This is a genomic window from Olsenella sp. KH1P3, assembly GCF_900167315.1.
GTDB classification, from domain to species: Bacteria; Actinomycetota; Coriobacteriia; order Coriobacteriales; family Atopobiaceae; genus Olsenella_J; species Olsenella_J umbonata_A.
The window spans coordinates 86,568-101,735 of sequence record NZ_FUWQ01000002.1 but is presented as its reverse complement, the minus strand read 5'-3'; the positions used below and the strand labels follow the sequence as shown (position 1 = coordinate 101,735).

Annotated in this window: 15 protein-coding genes; 9 read left to right on the top strand and 6 right to left on the bottom strand. The window is 62.4% G+C overall.

Features of this window, described 5'->3' with window-relative positions; genetic code table 11:
• Positions 1-22: 22 nt before the first annotated feature.
• The 4 genes from B5D13_RS02860 to B5D13_RS02845 all read right to left on the bottom strand — a co-directional run bounded on the left by B5D13_RS02860 (position 23) and on the right by B5D13_RS02845 (position 2,674).
• The gene (locus B5D13_RS02860; protein ID WP_078686838.1) at positions 23-436 is read right to left on the bottom strand and encodes a hypothetical protein; all 414 of its coding nucleotides are present in this window, start codon (positions 434-436) and stop codon (positions 23-25) included.
• A gap of 83 nt (positions 437-519) precedes the next feature.
• Positions 520-954, bottom strand: coding sequence for a (deoxy)nucleoside triphosphate pyrophosphohydrolase (locus tag B5D13_RS02855; RefSeq protein WP_078686837.1), 435 nt, complete (start codon positions 952-954; stop codon positions 520-522).
• Between the two features lie 2 nt (positions 955-956).
• Complete coding sequence (locus tag B5D13_RS02850; protein ID WP_078686836.1) at positions 957-1,673, bottom strand: acyl-[acyl-carrier-protein] thioesterase; 717 nt, start codon at positions 1,671-1,673, stop codon at positions 957-959.
• Positions 1,674-1,738: 65 nt separating this feature from the next.
• On the bottom strand, positions 1,739-2,674 hold the full coding sequence (locus B5D13_RS02845; protein WP_078686835.1) for a diacylglycerol/lipid kinase family protein: 936 nt from the start codon (positions 2,672-2,674) through the stop codon (positions 1,739-1,741).
• A gap of 88 nt (positions 2,675-2,762) precedes the next feature.
• Here B5D13_RS02845 and rnd point away from each other — a divergent pair, with 88 nt between their 5' ends.
• The 6 genes from rnd (at position 2,763) to B5D13_RS02815 (ending at position 7,983) form a co-directional block, all read left to right on the top strand.
• On the top strand, positions 2,763-3,890 hold the full coding sequence (gene rnd / locus B5D13_RS02840) for a ribonuclease D (protein ID WP_078686834.1): 1,128 nt from the start codon (positions 2,763-2,765) through the stop codon (positions 3,888-3,890).
• 100 nt (positions 3,891-3,990) lie between these two features.
• Positions 3,991-4,677: a zinc metallopeptidase gene (locus B5D13_RS02835; RefSeq protein ID WP_078686833.1), complete on the top strand. Its 687-nt coding sequence runs from the start codon at positions 3,991-3,993 to the stop codon at positions 4,675-4,677.
• A 1-nt stretch (position 4,678) separates the two neighbouring features.
• Positions 4,679-6,016: an exodeoxyribonuclease VII large subunit gene (gene xseA / locus B5D13_RS02830; RefSeq protein ID WP_078686832.1), complete on the top strand. Its 1,338-nt coding sequence runs from the start codon at positions 4,679-4,681 to the stop codon at positions 6,014-6,016.
• A gap of 33 nt (positions 6,017-6,049) precedes the next feature.
• The gene (xseB, locus tag B5D13_RS02825) at positions 6,050-6,319 is read left to right on the top strand and encodes an exodeoxyribonuclease VII small subunit (RefSeq protein WP_078686831.1); all 270 of its coding nucleotides are present in this window, start codon (positions 6,050-6,052) and stop codon (positions 6,317-6,319) included.
• Positions 6,320-6,327: 8 nt separating this feature from the next.
• A complete protein-coding gene (locus B5D13_RS02820; protein WP_078686830.1) occupies positions 6,328-6,681 on the top strand; it encodes an HIT domain-containing protein in 354 nt (117 codons plus the stop codon).
• Between the two features lie 120 nt (positions 6,682-6,801).
• Positions 6,802-7,983, top strand: coding sequence for an acetate/propionate family kinase (locus B5D13_RS02815; protein WP_078686829.1), 1,182 nt, complete (start codon positions 6,802-6,804; stop codon positions 7,981-7,983).
• A gap of 84 nt (positions 7,984-8,067) precedes the next feature.
• Here the strand turns inward: B5D13_RS02815 and B5D13_RS02810 are convergent, their stop codons facing one another.
• Entirely contained in the window at positions 8,068-8,622 is a 555-nt protein-coding gene (locus B5D13_RS02810; RefSeq protein WP_078686828.1) for a GNAT family N-acetyltransferase, read from the bottom strand.
• Between the two features lie 7 nt (positions 8,623-8,629).
• Positions 8,630-9,514, bottom strand: a complete 885-nt coding sequence (locus B5D13_RS02805; protein WP_078686827.1) for an aldose 1-epimerase family protein — start codon at positions 9,512-9,514, stop codon at positions 8,630-8,632.
• 216 nt (positions 9,515-9,730) lie between these two features.
• Here B5D13_RS02805 and pckA point away from each other — a divergent pair, with 216 nt between their 5' ends.
• The 3 genes from pckA (at position 9,731) to B5D13_RS02790 (ending at position 15,160) form a co-directional block, all read left to right on the top strand.
• Complete coding sequence (gene pckA / locus B5D13_RS02800; RefSeq protein WP_078686826.1) at positions 9,731-11,323, top strand: phosphoenolpyruvate carboxykinase (ATP); 1,593 nt, start codon at positions 9,731-9,733, stop codon at positions 11,321-11,323.
• Positions 11,324-11,582: 259 nt separating this feature from the next.
• Positions 11,583-13,406 (top strand): NAD(P)-binding protein, encoded by a 1,824-nt coding sequence (locus tag B5D13_RS02795; RefSeq protein ID WP_078686825.1) that lies wholly within the window; start codon positions 11,583-11,585, stop codon positions 13,404-13,406.
• Complete coding sequence (locus tag B5D13_RS02790) at positions 13,400-15,160, top strand: [FeFe] hydrogenase, group A (protein ID WP_078686824.1); 1,761 nt, start codon at positions 13,400-13,402, stop codon at positions 15,158-15,160. The genes B5D13_RS02795 and B5D13_RS02790 overlap by 7 nt, the downstream gene beginning before the upstream one ends.
• The last annotated feature ends 8 nt before the right edge of the window (positions 15,161-15,168 follow it).

The window sequence follows — 15,168 nt, the reverse complement described above, 5'->3', positions numbered from 1 at the left end:
CTCCCTTTCTGTCGCGTCCTGCCTAGAGCGTTTGACGGACGAGCTCCTGCCCGAGTACAAATGCCGCGGCGACGTGTCCGGAACGCGAGCTGCCGTGGCCTTCGCTGCCGTAGAGGTTGTCGTAGATGGTGTCGTAGCCGTCTTGGTACCAGTCAGGGTCGTCGTCCAGCTCGTTCAGGTAGTCTTCGTCCCAGCCAAGCGGTCCCTCGGCGTAGGTCACGTGGTCGTAGGCCAGCTCGACAATGTGGGCTATCGTGCTCTGCACCCACCATGAGGCGAGCAGGAGGACGGCAAAGACCACGCCGACGATCACGTAGGCGGTGTTTCCGGAGTTCTCGTTGTCGGGGTCCGTCGTCGCGGATGGCGACTGAATGAAGCCCTGCTCCGGCAGCTCGCTCGCCTGGGTGCTTGCGTTGGGGCTCGTGGGTCCTGTCATTTCCAATGTTCTCCTCCCTTGTGACCTCGCAACATCATACCCGAGCCTTGCGGCCGGGCGTCACTCTGCACGTGAAAGAAAGATTACAGCCTGTTGGCGGAGAAGATCTCGGCCCACCCGGTCCCGAGCGCCTGCACGAGGCCACGGTCTGCCGGCAGCCAGCTCACGTCTAGGAGCTGGTCCCGCGTGAGCCAGCGCAGCTCCTCGTGAACGGCCCTATGCATGTGCGGCTCCGACCCGTGCGCGAGGTTGCAGACGAAGCACTCCATCTTGAGGTGAAAGCTCGGGTAGTCGTGCTCTACCGTGTCGAGGTACCAGAGCGTATCGATCTTCGCGTCCAGCTCCTCTCGTATCTCGCGGCGCAGCGCCTGCTCCGGCGTCTCGCCGTCCTCGATCTTGCCGCCGGGAAACTCCCATCCGTCGCTCAGGTCTCCGTAGGCGCGCCTTGCGGCGAGGATGGTATCGCCCCTCAGTATTACCGCTGCGGCTACGTTGATGACGTCCTTCTCGCTCTGCATTGCTACTCGCTCTCCAGCTTGACGATTGCGTACGACTTGCCTTCGGGACTTGCCAGGTCGATGGCCTTCCCGTGCTCCGCGTTGTGGATTCTCGGCACGATCGTATCGCCTAGGAGAGCCATGTTCTTGTATTGGACTGCGATGCGGTGGAGGTCGACCTGGTCGCCGGATTCCGCCAGCGCGTCAAGCGCCATCGAGATGTACTGCGCGTTGTTGACGTGACGGTTCGTGTCGAGGTGCTGCTCGACGACGAGGATCGGCGTGGTCTCTGTCGCGGAACCCCTGACGGCGATCTTGCGCTGTGTCGTTGGCATGTCGAGCCGTGACTCTCCCGTGAGGTACGCCTCCTGCCCCTCGGGCACGCGCACCGGGCGCCGCTCCTGCGTGTCGAACGCGAACCAGAGCGAGTCGGCGCGGACGCAGGGGCTCTCTCCGCTGCGCGCGATGGTGAAGTTTCTTGAGGCCATCAGGCGCCTTATGTCGTAGCACCAGGTGCTCGTGGTTATGGGCTCGTCGAATGAGGGAAGCTCGTCTATCTCGATCTGCCATGCCGCGATGAACCACGCGAAGTGCCTCTTGCGCATGTAGTCCAGGCCCAGGCCGACGGCCTCCGAGTGGAAGGTCGAGCAGTCCTGAAGGTAGTTGACGAGCGCAAGTATGGAGAGCCTGCCGTCCTCGCTGCATTCGCTGTAGCGAACGCGACTGTCGAATGAGTACATCCTGAAACCTTTCTTGCCTCTTGTCCGTCGCTCCGACGCTAAGGCTGGGGGACGCTTGCGGTGATCTATCTGGTGCGGACGGTTCCCTTCTTGCGGTAGGGGCTGTTGGCGTCCACCACGAGCTGGTTCGCTCCCGGGAGCGCGTGGGCCTCGTATCCCATCGTGAGGTCTGTCACCACGTCTCCGTCCACCTGCATGGGCATGGGGGAGGACGACCTGACCGAGATGCTCTTACCGACGAAGTGCTCTATGAATGGCCTTCCCGCCCGGGCCTTCTTGTCGAATATGCCAGAGAGCATGGGCATGAGCAGCTGGACCGCGTCGGTGGTCGCCAGGACGATGACGTCTAGGAGGCCATCTGCCATGGTGCAGTTCGAGACGATGTCGATGTCGCCCTGCATGGTGGCGTTGTTGGCGACGATGCAGGCTATGCCCCTGCGTCTGAACGTCCTGCCGTCGACCGTGATGTCGTAGGTTACGACCTTCGGGTGGGCGTTGGCGAGCGCTGCCGCGAAGTACGCGGCCTCTCCCATGGTCCGCTTGTTAGGGATGGCGTCCTTCATGAGGGTGGCGTCGAATCCCGAGCCCGCCATGAGGGCGAAGCCCCGCGTCTTGCGCAAGCCCCGGCCGTCAACCCACGAGATCTCGCCCAGGTCCGTCTCTGCGACGGCGTCGGCCACGCAGCTCTCTGCAATTGCCCAGGGCTCGCTCGCGCAGCCGAGGTTTCCGAAGATGAGGTTCGCGGTGCCCGAGGGGAAGATGCAGGTCCTCACCCCGCGAAAGCGAAGCGCGTACAGGAGGTTGGCCACGGTGCCGTCGCCTCCCGAGACGACCACAAGGTCGAAGTCTTCGGCGTCCGCGACCGCCTCGGTTGCCCCCGAGTCGTCGGGAAGGACCCTGAGCACGCATTCGTCACCCTGCCTGACGAGGGCGCGCTCGAACTCGAATATGGCGTCGGAGCCAAAGCCTGACTTCGTGTTATGGACTATGAGCGTGCGCATGATACCTCCAGACTCCTTATGTATCATGGTGTGTCGGCGGCGGTGCCGCTACCTAGATGTTAGCCAATTAGTAGCGAAACGAGCGTTTGTGTATATTGATGACGCCGGCGCGCTTGCCGAGTTCTGCAAGCGCGCCTCAAGTACCCGTGTCCTGGCGGTCGACACCGAGTTCCTTAGGGAGAAGACCTTCTATCCCAAGCTGTGCCTCATCCAGGTCGCAACCCCTGAAGAGTCCGCAGCGGTGGACCCCATCCTGATCGACGACCTCTCTCCTCTGGTTGCCCTGCTCGAGGATGAGTCCATCACCAAGGTCTTCCACGCGTGTACCCAGGATCTCGAGGTAATCTTCCGCGAGCTTGGCTGCGTGCCCAAGCCCCTTTTTGACACCCAGGTCGCGGCGGCCTTCCTGGGGCACCGCCAACAGATTGGCTATGGCGCCCTTGTCGAGTCGCTCTGCGGTGTCCGTCTTCCCAAGGCCGAGTCACTCACCGACTGGTCCAGGAGGCCGCTCGATCCCGAGCAGCTCGAGTACGCGGAGGATGACGTCATCTATCTGCCGCGCATTTACGACGACATGATGAGCGAGCTCATCAAGCGAGACCGCCTCTCGTGGGTGATTCCCGAGATGGAGGACCTGCTCGACCCCTCGGTCTTCGCGCGTCCGCCCGAGCTCGCGTACGTCCACTTGAAGCGCTCCGGGTCGCTTACGCGCAAGCAGCTTGCCGTCGCGCGCGAGGTGTGCGCCTGGCGCGACCGAGAGGCGGCCCGTCGCAACGTTCCGCGCAAGTGGGTCCTCTCGGATGAGGTCATCGTCGAGGCCTGCAAGCGCGTCCCGCGTACGGTCGAGAGGCTCAAGCGCATCCGCGGCACCGAGCAGCTGGGCAACCGCGACGCCCAGGGCGTCGTTGCGGCCATCTCGACTGGCGTGGCATGCCCTCCTTCGGACTATCCCGTGACGCTGCGCAAGGAGCGCCCGTCAGCCGAGACCGAGAGCGTCGTTGACCTGATGAACGCAATGCTGAGGCTCATGGCCGAGAAAAGCGGCATTGCTCCCCAGCTGATCGCGACCAAGGACGACCTGGTCGACTTCGTGAGCCATCGCGACTCGCGACTCTCCAAGTCCTGGCGCTACGACCTCGTCGGTCGGGAGCTCGAGGGGCTTCTGATGGGCAAGGTTGGCCTCACGGTGAAAGACGGCAGGGTCGAACTGTTGTAGCAATTGATGTCGGGCGAGAAGGCTATGGTCATCTCGCCCGGATTTTTCGCGGCGGAATCTGGGTAGAAGCGGTTTAAACGTCGCTTGTCTGGAGGATGAGATGGTTCGTTACGGATATGGCTTTGACTACGCGTATCTGCTGATCATTATTGTTTCTGTGGCGCTGGGCGCCCTTGCCCAGGCCTATATCAGGTCCGCGTACAAGAAGTGGTCCCACGTGGGAGCCACGATGGGCAAGACCGGGGCGCAGGTCGCGCGCGAGATGCTTGACGCGCAGGGTGCCTCTGCCGTCGGCATCACGAGCGTCGCCGGCCACCTGACCGACTACTATGACCCTCGCGACAACTGTCTCCACCTCTCGCAGGAGAACTTCGGCGGCGGCTCGGTCGCCTCTGTCGCCGTGGCGTGCCACGAGGCGGGTCATGCCGTGCAGACCGCTCATGGCTACGCGTTCGGAAGGATCCGCACGGCGCTCGTTCCCGTCGTCAACTTCACGCAGCGCGCGTGGAGTGTCCTCTTCCTCTTGGGTATCGTCATGAACTTCTCGGGGCTCACAAGTCTCGCCATCGTCTGCTTTGCGTTCTCGGTTTTGTTCCAGATCGTCACCCTTCCCGTCGAGATTGACGCGTCGCGCCGTGCCGTTCGCTACCTTTCTACGGTCGGCGGCGGCATCGACGAGCGCGGTGCCCGCTCGGTCCTGACTGCGGCCGCCCTCACCTACGTCGCCGCAGCGCTCATCTCGGTGATGCAGCTGGTCTACCTCCTTGCTCGCTCTAACAGGCGATAGCATGGCCGATGGTGTAGAGGTACTTTCCGTACACGAGGCGGTTGGGATTGCGAGCAGCTACGTTGGCGAGATTCCGACGCTTGTCGTCAACGGTGAGGTCAGTGGCTTTCGTGGGCCGAACCGGCGCTCCGGGCACTGCTACTTCTCTCTGAAGGATTCCGAGAGCAGCATGGATGCCATCGTGTGGCGTGGCGTCTACGAGTCAAGCGGCGTCGTTCTGAAGGATGGCCTGCAGGTCCAGATGACCGGCTCCTTCAGCGTGTACAAGAACAGCGGCAGGCTCTCTTTCGTCGCCAAGAGGCTCGAGGTCGCCGGCGAGGGTGCCCTTCGCCAGAAGGTCGCCGAGCTCGCGCGCAAGCTCGAGCGCGAGGGGCTCATGGATGTCTCGCGCAAGCGACCCGTTCCGAAGTTCTGCTCCCGTATCGTCGTCGTCACGTCGCTCTCCGGAAGCGTCATCGACGACGTCAAGAGGACCCTCGCCCGAAGGAACCCGCTGGTCAGAATTCAGGTTGCCGGATGCATGGTACAGGGGCCGGGCGCCGAGCGGACCATCATCAGGGCTCTTGGGATCGCGGCCGCCGCAAAGCCCGACGCCATCCTGCTGGTCAGGGGCGGTGGCTCCTTCGAGGACCTCATGACGTTCAACGACGAGGCGCTGGCGAGGGCGGTCGCCGCGTGTTCCGTTCCCGTGGTCACGGGCATCGGGCACGAGCCGGACACCTCCATCTGCGACATGGTCTCCGACATGCGCTGCTCGACCCCCACGGCCGCGGCCGAGGCCGTTGCGCCCAGCATTGACATGCTCGAGCGGACGATCAACGAGCGCGCTGGAAGGCTTCGCAAGGTCGCGCGCGACTCTATGGGTGCGCTTTCTGATGGAAACCAGATGATGGGCGAGCGCATGGCCCGCGCTTTCTCCGTCTCCTTCGCGCGCCATGAGGCATATGTCGACTCCCTCGCAAGCAGGAAGTGCCTGAGCACGCCACTTTGGATGGTCCAGAACAGGCAGGATCAGCTCAACCAGACCGAGGATCGTCTCCATGCGGCGCTTCCCCGTGGCCTTGCCGCCAAGGCGGCAGAGGTCGACTCGTCTGCTCGTCGATTGAGAGGCGTCTCAGGTTGGTTGCTGGAGCCATTCAGGTCGATCGTCGCGCGCTCCGCGGGAACGCTCGACGCGCTGTCACCACTCGAGGTCCTGTCGCGAGGCTATTCGATCTCGAAGGGACCTGACGGCAGGGTCCTCTCTTCGATCGACTCCGTCGAGCGGGGAGACAGCCTCTCTGTCGTACTCGCCGACGGTGAGATTCGGGCAACGGTCAACGGTAAGACGAGTAAGTAAACTATGCGACCCGTAGTCGCGAGAGGGGATACCATGGCAGAGCAGGACAAGAAGATCGAAGAGATGACGTTCAAGGAGGCCTCGATCGAGCTCGAGCAGATCGTTCGGTCGCTCGAGGGCGGTGACCTCGAACTCGAGGAGTCTCTCGAGAAATATGCAAGGGGAGTGGAGCTTCTCAAGAGCCTTCGCTCCCGCCTTGCCAACGCGGAGCAGAAGGTCCAGGTTCTGCTCGACGAGACCAACGTGGACGAAGAGCTGACGGACACCACCGCAGCTCCCTCGGTAGCATTCATCAACGAGTAGGAGACAGCATGGCTCAGAAAGACGACTGCATCTTTTGCAAAATTGCCAACCACGTAATTGAGTCTGACTACGTCTACGAAGACGACCTGGTGTGCGCCTTCAGGGACAACAGCCCCCAGGCTCCTGTCCACGTTTTGGTTGTCCCCAAGGACCACTACGACAACATCGTCGACGGCGTTCCCGCCGACGTGCTCGCGGCCATGGTTCACGCGGTCGGCGAGGTCGTGCGTATCTGCGGCATCGACAAGGACGGCTTCCGCGTGATCGCCAACACGGGCGCGGCTGCGGGCCAGACCGTCATGCACCTTCACATGCACGTACTTGGCGGCAAGAAGCTCGGGGAGGGACTCATTCCCGAATAGTTCCTTTGACAACCGTTCACCGCCAAAGTGCCCTCGCTTGCAGATGACTTGGAAGCGAGGGTTTATTATGGCTAAGGCCTTTTTGACGCAGGGCCAGTTACTATCCTTGAGAGGAGATTCATGAACGTTCTGGTTATCAACGCCGGCAGCTCTTCGCTGAAGTACCAGCTTCTCGACACGAAGTCCGGCAACGTCTATGCCAAGGGCAACTGCGAGCGCATCGGTATCGACGGCTCCTTTGTTGGCCACGAGGAAAACGGTGGCGAGAAGCAAAAGCTCGAGGTCGCCCTTCCCGACCACAAGACGGCCATCAAGCACGTGTTCGAGATTCTCGGGCAGGCAGGCTTCGACACCGACAAGATCGAGGGGATCGGTCACCGCGTCGTCCAGGGCGGCTGGTACTTCCCCGAGTCCAAGGTCGTCACCGACGAGACCCTCGGCTGGGTCCGCGAGGTCGCTCCTCTCGCACCGCTTCACAACTATGCCGAGGCAGACGTCATCGAGATCTGCCGCGAGATGTTCCCGTCTATCGGCAACGTGATCGTGGCGGACACGTCCTTCCACTACGGCATCCCCGAGAAGGCGCATCGCTACGCCCTCCCGCGCGACGTCGTCGACAAGCTTCACATCCGCAAGTACGGCGCCCATGGCACCTCGCACCGCTATGTCTGGAGGAAGACGAACGAGTTCCTGAAAGGCGACGTTCACAAGCTCGTCTCCTGTCACCTTGGCTCCGGCGCCTCCCTCTCGGCCATCCAGGATGGCAAGGACATGGACACGACCATGGGCCTAACCCCGCTCGACGGCCTCATCATGGGCACGCGCTGCGGCACCATCGACCCCGCTACCGTGTGCTATCTCCAGCGCGAGGGCGGCTACAGCGTCGACGAGGTCGACACGATGATGAACAAGCAGGGTGGCATGCTTGCCCTCTCGGGTGTCAGCTCCGACACGCGCGACATCGAGGAGGCCGCCAACAACGGCGACGAGAACTGCCAGCTTGCCATGGAGATGTTCTATTACCGCACCTCTCAGCTCATTGCCGAGATGGCGCAGTCGCTCCACGGCTTCGACACCATGGTCTTTACGGCCGGTATCGGCGAGAACTCCAGCAGCATGCGCCTTGGCGTCGCCAAGGAGCTCGAGTGGCTGGGCGTAAAGATCGACGAGGAGAAGAACAGCGTTCGTTCCGGCGAGCCCCGCGTCATCAGCACGGATGACTCCGCCGTCAAGGTTCTTGTCGTCCCCACTAACGAGGAGCTCATGATCGCCCTCGATGTCGAGGAGCTTCTGGACAAGTAGTTCCAGACCGTCTCACGACTAGCGAGAGGGGTCGCGCCTTCCGGCGCGACCCCTCCTTGTTTTGTTGCACCTCTCTGTTTGTGGCTAGCGGGTGAGGCCGCTTTTTCTCCACGGGAGCCAGTCGAGGAAACCACCCTTCTCCTTAGAGCCGGGCCTGACGTAGTGGTAGGCAATGCGCGGCGTTCCGTCCTCGACGAAGACGGTCCCGCAGGGCTTGAAGCCAATGCTTTCAAGGAGGCCTCGCATGGGGGCGTTCTTCTCGTGCGTGTCGGTCCTGACGTTGTCGGCCGACTGGCAGGCCCATGACATCATGAAGCTTCCTATGCCTCTGCCCTGGTACTTTGCCGCAATGCGATGGACGACGAAGTAGGGCATGTCGTTGAGCCAGTCCCCGTCCTCGATCTTGAGGTAGGTCGTGTCCGGCCCAGGGACGAGGCTGAGGCACCCGACTATCTCGTCGCCGTCGAGGCAGACGAATTGGCAGCCTCGCATCGTGTCGATTCTGGCGTCCTCCTCGGTGGGGTAGCAGTTGGGCCACTGGCTTTCGTTGCCCGTGCTGCGCATGAACTCTCGTGCGCCGTCGAACAGCGATGCGATTTGCGACACGTCCCGCCTCTTTGCGGGTCTGATGCTCAGCATGTTTCTCCTAGAAAGGTCTCATTGTGAACGAGTGCGTGCTGGTTGCGCCCGGCTGCAGGATCTCGATGCCGCGCTTCTCCTCGAACACGTCACTCTCGTCCGTTGCCGTTGCGCAGCCCGTCCAGGGCTCAAGCGCGACGAAGGGCGCGTCTCCTGCGGCAGACCACACGCCGAGGAAGTCGAATCCCCCGAAGTCCACCTGGACGCCGTGGCCGCTGGGGCCGACCAGCCTGATTGTGCGCTGTGGCACGTCCTCGAACACCAGGGTGTCGACGTCGAAGGTCCCGTGGGTGAGCTGGAGCGCCCTCGAGTTGGAAAGCAGGTCGATGCGGCTTCCGAAGTCCAAGAGCCCCGTCGAGGTGTCTATGCGCGGCGTCGCGTAGGTCCAGTCCTCGGCAAACTCCAGACGGTACTGGTCGAAGCTGTCGGAGCGCTCGGGGCCCGCCGGGATGTTGAAGGCGGGGTGTCCTCCAAGGACGAACGGAAGGTCCTCCTCGCCGGTGTTCCTCACGTAGAAGGTCTGGCGCAGCGCTTCGCCCTCGATCTCGTAGCTCATTTCGAGCTCGAACTCGTAGGGGAAGCGAGCAAGAGTCTCCTCGTTCGAGGCAAGACGGTAGACGAGGGTGTCGTCCTCGGCGTGTGAAAGCTCGAACGCGCAGTTCCTCGCGATGCCATGCCTCCCCAGGCTAATGGGGCCGGCGGCCGAGGTCGCGTGGTCGCCCCTGATGCTCCCAACGATGGGGAAGAGGACGGGGGCGCGACGGGGCCACCACCTCTCGTCTCCCTGCCACAGGTACTCGCAGCCTTCCTTCTTGAGGCTCATGAGCTGTGCGCCCTGCGAACTGACGGTTGCCTCCAGGCCGTTTGCCGCTATTGTGCTCAGACTTTCCACGTTGTTCCTCCTTGGGTGGTCGTCGTGGTTTCATTATGCCCCAATGAGGTTCATTGGCACTGCCCCGCGTGTTGCGTCCTTGTTGCCGCCCAATGCGCTCGCGGATACCGTTCGCCTTTTACAAAACGTACGACGTGTTAACAATCTGCGTGCCAGTTCGAGCTGATACTACGCTTTAGCTTGTAAAAGTTTGCGGACAAGCAGTTAGGAGTCTCAATGATTCAGAATCAGCTCAATGCCTGCGGCTTTCAAGGGGTGAGCGGCGCGCTTCTCGTTGACGGGTCGCCTGCCATCCTCATCGAAAAGGCTATCAGCAACAAGGAGGGAATCCTCACCTCGAAGGGGGCCCTTGCGGTCGAGACGGGCGCGTACACCGGTCGCTCGCCCGAGGACAGGTTCATCGTCGACACACCTGACGTACACGACAAGATTGCCTGGGGCAGCGTCAATAAGCCCTTCCCAGTAGAGGGCTATCGGCGCGTGAGGAAGGCTATCATCGACTACCTCTCGGCACGCGACCTCTATGTCGTGCACGCCGTCGCCGGTGCCGACCGCCGTTGGTGCCGCAAGTTCCTTGTGGTGTGCGAGCGCGCAAGCCAGGCGCTCTTTGCGCGCCAGCTCCTCGTGCGTCCCTCGAAGCGCCAGATTGCCGACTTTGAGCCCCAGGACTTCAACGTTCTTGTCGCCCCGGGCCTCAAGCTTAATCCGGCGGTTTACGGCACCCATTCTGAGGCCGTCGTCCTTCTCAACTTCGAGGAGAAAACCGTTCTCATCGCGGGAACGTCGTATTCCGGCGAGATAAAGAAGGCGATCTTCTCGGTCATGAACTACCTCATGCCCGTCGAGGAGGGCGTCCTTCCCATGCACTGCTCGGCGAACATGGACCCCGTCACGGGAGAGACGGCGGTCTTCTTCGGACTCTCCGGCACCGGCAAGACCACGCTCTCCGCCGACCCGCAGCGCATGCTGATTGGCGACGACGAGCACGGCTGGGCCTCGGGTTCCGTTTTCAACTTCGAGGGCGGATGCTATGCCAAGGCCATCTGCATCTCGCAGACCACCGAGCCCGAGATCTACCGCGCAATCAAGTTCGGCAGCGTGTGCGAGAACGTGGTCGTCGATCCCGTCACCAGGAAGCCTGACTACTTTGACGGCTCCCTTACCGAAAACACTCGCGTCGCGTATCCCATCGACTTCATTGACAACGCCCAGGTCATGGGGCAAGGTCGCTATCCCAATGTCGTCATCTTCCTGACCGCGGACGCCTTTGGTGTCCTTCCTCCCATATCCCGCCTGAACAAGAATGCCGCGATGTACCACTTCCTGTCCGGATTCACCAGCAAGGTCGCGGGCACCGAGCGCGGCGTGACCGAGCCCCAGCCCACGTTCTCGACGCTGTTCGGGGAGCCCTTCATGCCCCTTTCGCCCCTTCTCTACGCAAAGATGTTTGGCGAGAAGATCGAGTGCAGCGGCACGAGGGTCTACCTGATCAACACGGGCTGGACAGGAGGGCCGTATGGCACGGGCTCGCGCATGGACCTTGCCAGCACGCGCCTGATGATCACCTCGGTTCTCGACGGGTCTGTTGAGGAAAGCGAGTTCGTCCACGACGACCTCTTCAACCTTGACGTCCCACAGCACATCGACGGCGTGGACGACCGCGTGCTTAACCCGCGTGACACCTGGTCGGACGTCGAGGCCTTCGACGAGTCTGCCTTGAGGCTCGCAAAGATGTTCGTCGAAAACGCCAGCAAGAAGTACCCCGACATGGATCCTGAGGTCCGCGCCGCTGGCCCCAAAGTCTCCTAGCGGCTTGCTGGAATTGGCCCGGTTGCGCCTGTGGTATGAATACAATTCTTCCGTAATTGGATAAGTTCGGGCGCTCTTCGTCACGAGGAGCGCCCGATACTATGTCATAAATGTGGGTGCAATCTGAAAACGGCCCATAATAGCACGGTATTTGTCCGCATGTCCGATGTTTGTAACCATCCGCGGACATGTGTTTATGCGGGGCACGCGCTTGGCTATGGTATGAAGAATGCGTTTTTGCTGCTAGGGAAGGGGACCGATGGCCAGACTGCATGTAATGGAGAGAAGCAAGGCCCAGCAGATCATGGACGACCTGCATGACGCCGTGGGCAAGCGCCTGTCCGTAAGCTCGCTCGAACCGTGCCCGGTCGAGTTCTCGGCTTCGTTCGTTCGCATGTGCATGACTCAAAGCTGTGGCAAGTGCACGCCCTGTAGGGTGGGTCTACCTGCCCTGTACGAGCTCATGGAGAAGGTTCTGGACGGCACCGCAGATCCATATACGCTCGACCTCATCGAGCGTACCGCCGAGACGATTTATCTTTCGAGCGACTGCTCCATCGGATATGAGGCAGGCGAGATGGCCCTCAAGGCCGTGCGCGGTTTCCGTGATGACTTCGAGCACCACATGAAGCATCATGCCTGCGGCTTTGACCAGAGCGACTCGATTCCCTGCGTATCGGGCTGTCCGGCCCACGTCGACATTCCGGGCTACATCTCGCTTGTCGAGGCGGGGCAGAACGTCGAGGCCGTGCGTCTGATTCGCAAGGACAACCCACTGCCCCTCGTCTGCGGCTACGTGTGCGAGCATCCGTGCGAGATGCACTGTCGCAGGGGCATGGTGGACGACCCCATGAACATTCGCGGCCTCAAGCGCTATGCAGTGGACAACATGGAGTCCGACTACCAACCGCACATGGCGGAACCGACCGGCAAGAGGGTTGCCGTCGTCGGTGGAGGACCTGCGGGCCTCTCCGCCGCCTACTACCTTACGGTCATGGGCCACAAGGTGACCATCTTCGAGGCACGGAAGCGCCTGGGTGGCATGCTTCGCTACGGCATCCCCAGTTACCGCCTACCCCGAGAGCGCCTTCAGGCCGAGATTGACTGGATCGTCAACCTTGGGGTTGAGGTCCGCTGCGACACCAAGGTCGAGGACCTCGCGGAGTTGAGGGAGAAGTACGACAGCGTCTACCTTGCCATCGGTGCGCACCTGGACAGGAAGCTAGGCCTTGAGGGCGAGGACGCCGCCGGCGTGCTCTCTGCGGTCGACATGCTCAGGAGCATTGGCGACAACGAGGTGCCGGACTTTTCGGGGGAGCGCGTGTGCGTCGTCGGCGGTGGAAACGTCGCCATGGACGTGGCCCGCTCCGCTGTCCGCTGCGGTGCCGAGAAGGTCACCATCGTCTACCGTCGCCGCGTTATCGACATGACGGCCCAGGACGAGGAGATCGCCGGCGCCGAAGCGGAGGGCTGCGAGATTCTCTCGCTCAACGCGCCGCTGCGCATCGTCGCCAAGGGCGGCGTCGTGAGCGGCCTTGCCGTGCAGCCCCAGATCATCGGCGAGTTCAGGGGAGGGCGTCCTTTTCCTCGCCCCGCTGACGTGCCCGAGCGCGTCATTCCCTGCGACCGCGTTGTCGTCGCCATCGGCCAGGCCATCGACTCCTCCGCCTTCGAGGGGCAGGGCGTTCCCTGCTCGCGCGGGCGCATCGTTGCGCGTGCTGACGGTTCCGTCGAGGGCTTCGAGGGCGTCTATGCGGGCGGCGACTGCCAGAGCGGTCCTGCGACGGTCATACGTGCTGTCAACGCGGGCAAGGTCGCGGCCGCAAATATTGACCACTACCTCGGCTTCGACCACAAGATTGACAAGCACAACGTCGAAATGCCGCCCGTCAAGTTCAAGGGGAAGATCTCCTGCGCACGTTGCGAGATGACCTCACGCGAGGCCTCCGGGCGCACGGGCGACTGGAATCTGGTCGAGAATGGGCTGTCACGTGAGGAGGCCCTGCAGGAGGCGTCACGCTGCCTGAGGTGCGACCACTTTGGACACGGAGCGTTCCGTGGGGGAAGGATCATGCAATGGTAAGGGTTACTATCGACGGCGCTACCGTGGAGGTCGAGAAGGACACGACCATCCTCGAGGCCGCCAAGCTGGCGGGCGTGAACATCCCGACTCTCTGCTACCTCAAGGACCTCAACGAGATTGGCTCATGTCGCGTCTGCCTGGTCGAGGTCGAGGGCATCGACCAGCTCGTGGCAGCCTGCAACAATTGCGTTCTCGACGGAATGGTCGTGCGCACCAACAGTCCCAAGGTCCGCCGTGCGCGCAAGGCCAACGTCGAGCTCCTGCTGTCTCGTCACGAGGCCAGCTGCACCAGCTGCGTCAGGTCGGGCAACTGCAGCCTACAGACCGTCGCGAACGACCTTGGCATCTATTATCAGGATTACGACCAGCACCTCAACTACCTTGCCTGGGACAAGTCGCTCCCGCTCATCCGAGACAATCGCAAGTGCATCAACTGCCTTCGCTGCATACAGGTCTGCGACAAGGTCCAGGCCTCTAGCATCTGGGATACCAACAACCGCTCAACGCACCTCAACGTGGGCGTTGCGGGCGGACGGAAGCTCGATGAGGTGGACTGCACGTACTGCGGCCAGTGCGTCACGCACTGTCCCACCGGAGCGCTTCGCGAGCGCGACGACACCGAGCGCGTGTTCGAGGCGCTTGCCGATCCCGACGTCGTCACGATCGTCCAGATCGCGCCCTCGGTCCGAACGGCCTGGGGCGACCAGTTTGGCATCGAGCCCGATGGCGACGCGCTGGGAAAGCTGGTTTCCGCGCTGCGTCCCATGGGCTTCGACTACATCGTCAACACGGACTTCTCCGCCGACCTCACCATCATGGAGGAGGGGACCGAGCTCCTTGGCCACATGGAGGAGGAGAGCAAGAAGGACGCCGCCGCAAGGCTTCCTATGTTCACGTCGTGCTGCCCCGGCTGGGTCCGCTTCGTGAAGGCTCACTTCCCGCAGCTCGTTGATCACGTCTCGACCTCGAAGTCTCCGCAGCAGATGTTCGGTGCCCTGGTCAAGAGCTACTACGCCCAGATGCTCGGTGTTGACCCGCACAAGGTCTTTTCGGTCTCGATCATGCCCTGCATCGCGAAGAAGTCCGAGGCTGCGCTCGACAGTATGCGAGATGCCTGCGGCGATCCCGACGTCGACGCGGTCCTCACGGTTCGCGAGGTTACGCGCATGGTGAGGGAGGAGCACGTCAACGTTCAGAGGCTCGAGCCCTCTGACTTCGACGAGCCCCTCGGCGAGGGCACGGGCGCCGGCATCATCTTCGGTGCCACCGGCGGCGTCATGGAGGCCGCACTGAGGACGGCGCACTACCTCGTCTCCGGAAGCGCACCTGCCGGCGACGCGTTCTCTGGCGTGAGGGGGCTCGCCGGGCGCAAGGAGGCGACGTTCGACCTGAACGGAACGCCTGTCCGCGTGGCCGTCGTGTCCGGCCTTGCCAACGCCAGGCAGCTCTGCGAGGACGTTCTCGCGGGTCGCGCGACGTTCGACTTCGTCGAGGTCATGGCATGCCCCGGCGGCTGCGTCGGTGGAGGTGGCCAACCCATCCGCGAAGGGAGGGAATCTGCGGGCGAGAAGGGGGGCGTCCTCTATCGTCTCGACGGAGCGGCCAAGCTCAGGAACTCCTACGAGAACCCGAGCATCGTCCGCTGCTACGAGGAGTTCCTCGGGTCCCCGCTCTCGCCGCTTTCCGAGAGGTTGCTCCACACCGACCACCATGCGTGGAGTATGCCCGGCGAGAAGGACCCCTGTCTGGTCTAGTGGCCTTT

Coding starts and splice junctions, on each gene's coding strand:
- B5D13_RS02860 (WP_078686838.1), bottom strand. CDS start 436: ATGACAGGACCCACGAGCCCCAACGCAAGCACCCAGGCGAGCGAGCTG.
- B5D13_RS02855 (WP_078686837.1), bottom strand. CDS start 954: ATGCAGAGCGAGAAGGACGTCATCAACGTAGCCGCAGCGGTAATACTG.
- B5D13_RS02850 (WP_078686836.1), bottom strand. CDS start 1,673: ATGTACTCATTCGACAGTCGCGTTCGCTACAGCGAATGCAGCGAGGAC.
- B5D13_RS02845 (WP_078686835.1), bottom strand. CDS start 2,674: ATGCGCACGCTCATAGTCCATAACACGAAGTCAGGCTTTGGCTCCGAC.
- B5D13_RS02835 (WP_078686833.1), top strand. CDS start 3,991: ATGGTTCGTTACGGATATGGCTTTGACTACGCGTATCTGCTGATCATT.
- xseA (WP_078686832.1), top strand. CDS start 4,679: ATGGCCGATGGTGTAGAGGTACTTTCCGTACACGAGGCGGTTGGGATT.
- xseB (WP_078686831.1), top strand. CDS start 6,050: ATGGCAGAGCAGGACAAGAAGATCGAAGAGATGACGTTCAAGGAGGCC.
- B5D13_RS02820 (WP_078686830.1), top strand. CDS start 6,328: ATGGCTCAGAAAGACGACTGCATCTTTTGCAAAATTGCCAACCACGTA.
- B5D13_RS02815 (WP_078686829.1), top strand. CDS start 6,802: ATGAACGTTCTGGTTATCAACGCCGGCAGCTCTTCGCTGAAGTACCAG.
- B5D13_RS02810 (WP_078686828.1), bottom strand. CDS start 8,622: ATGCTGAGCATCAGACCCGCAAAGAGGCGGGACGTGTCGCAAATCGCA.
- pckA (WP_078686826.1), top strand. CDS start 9,731: ATGATTCAGAATCAGCTCAATGCCTGCGGCTTTCAAGGGGTGAGCGGC.
- B5D13_RS02795 (WP_078686825.1), top strand. CDS start 11,583: ATGGCCAGACTGCATGTAATGGAGAGAAGCAAGGCCCAGCAGATCATG.
- B5D13_RS02790 (WP_078686824.1), top strand. CDS start 13,400: ATGGTAAGGGTTACTATCGACGGCGCTACCGTGGAGGTCGAGAAGGAC.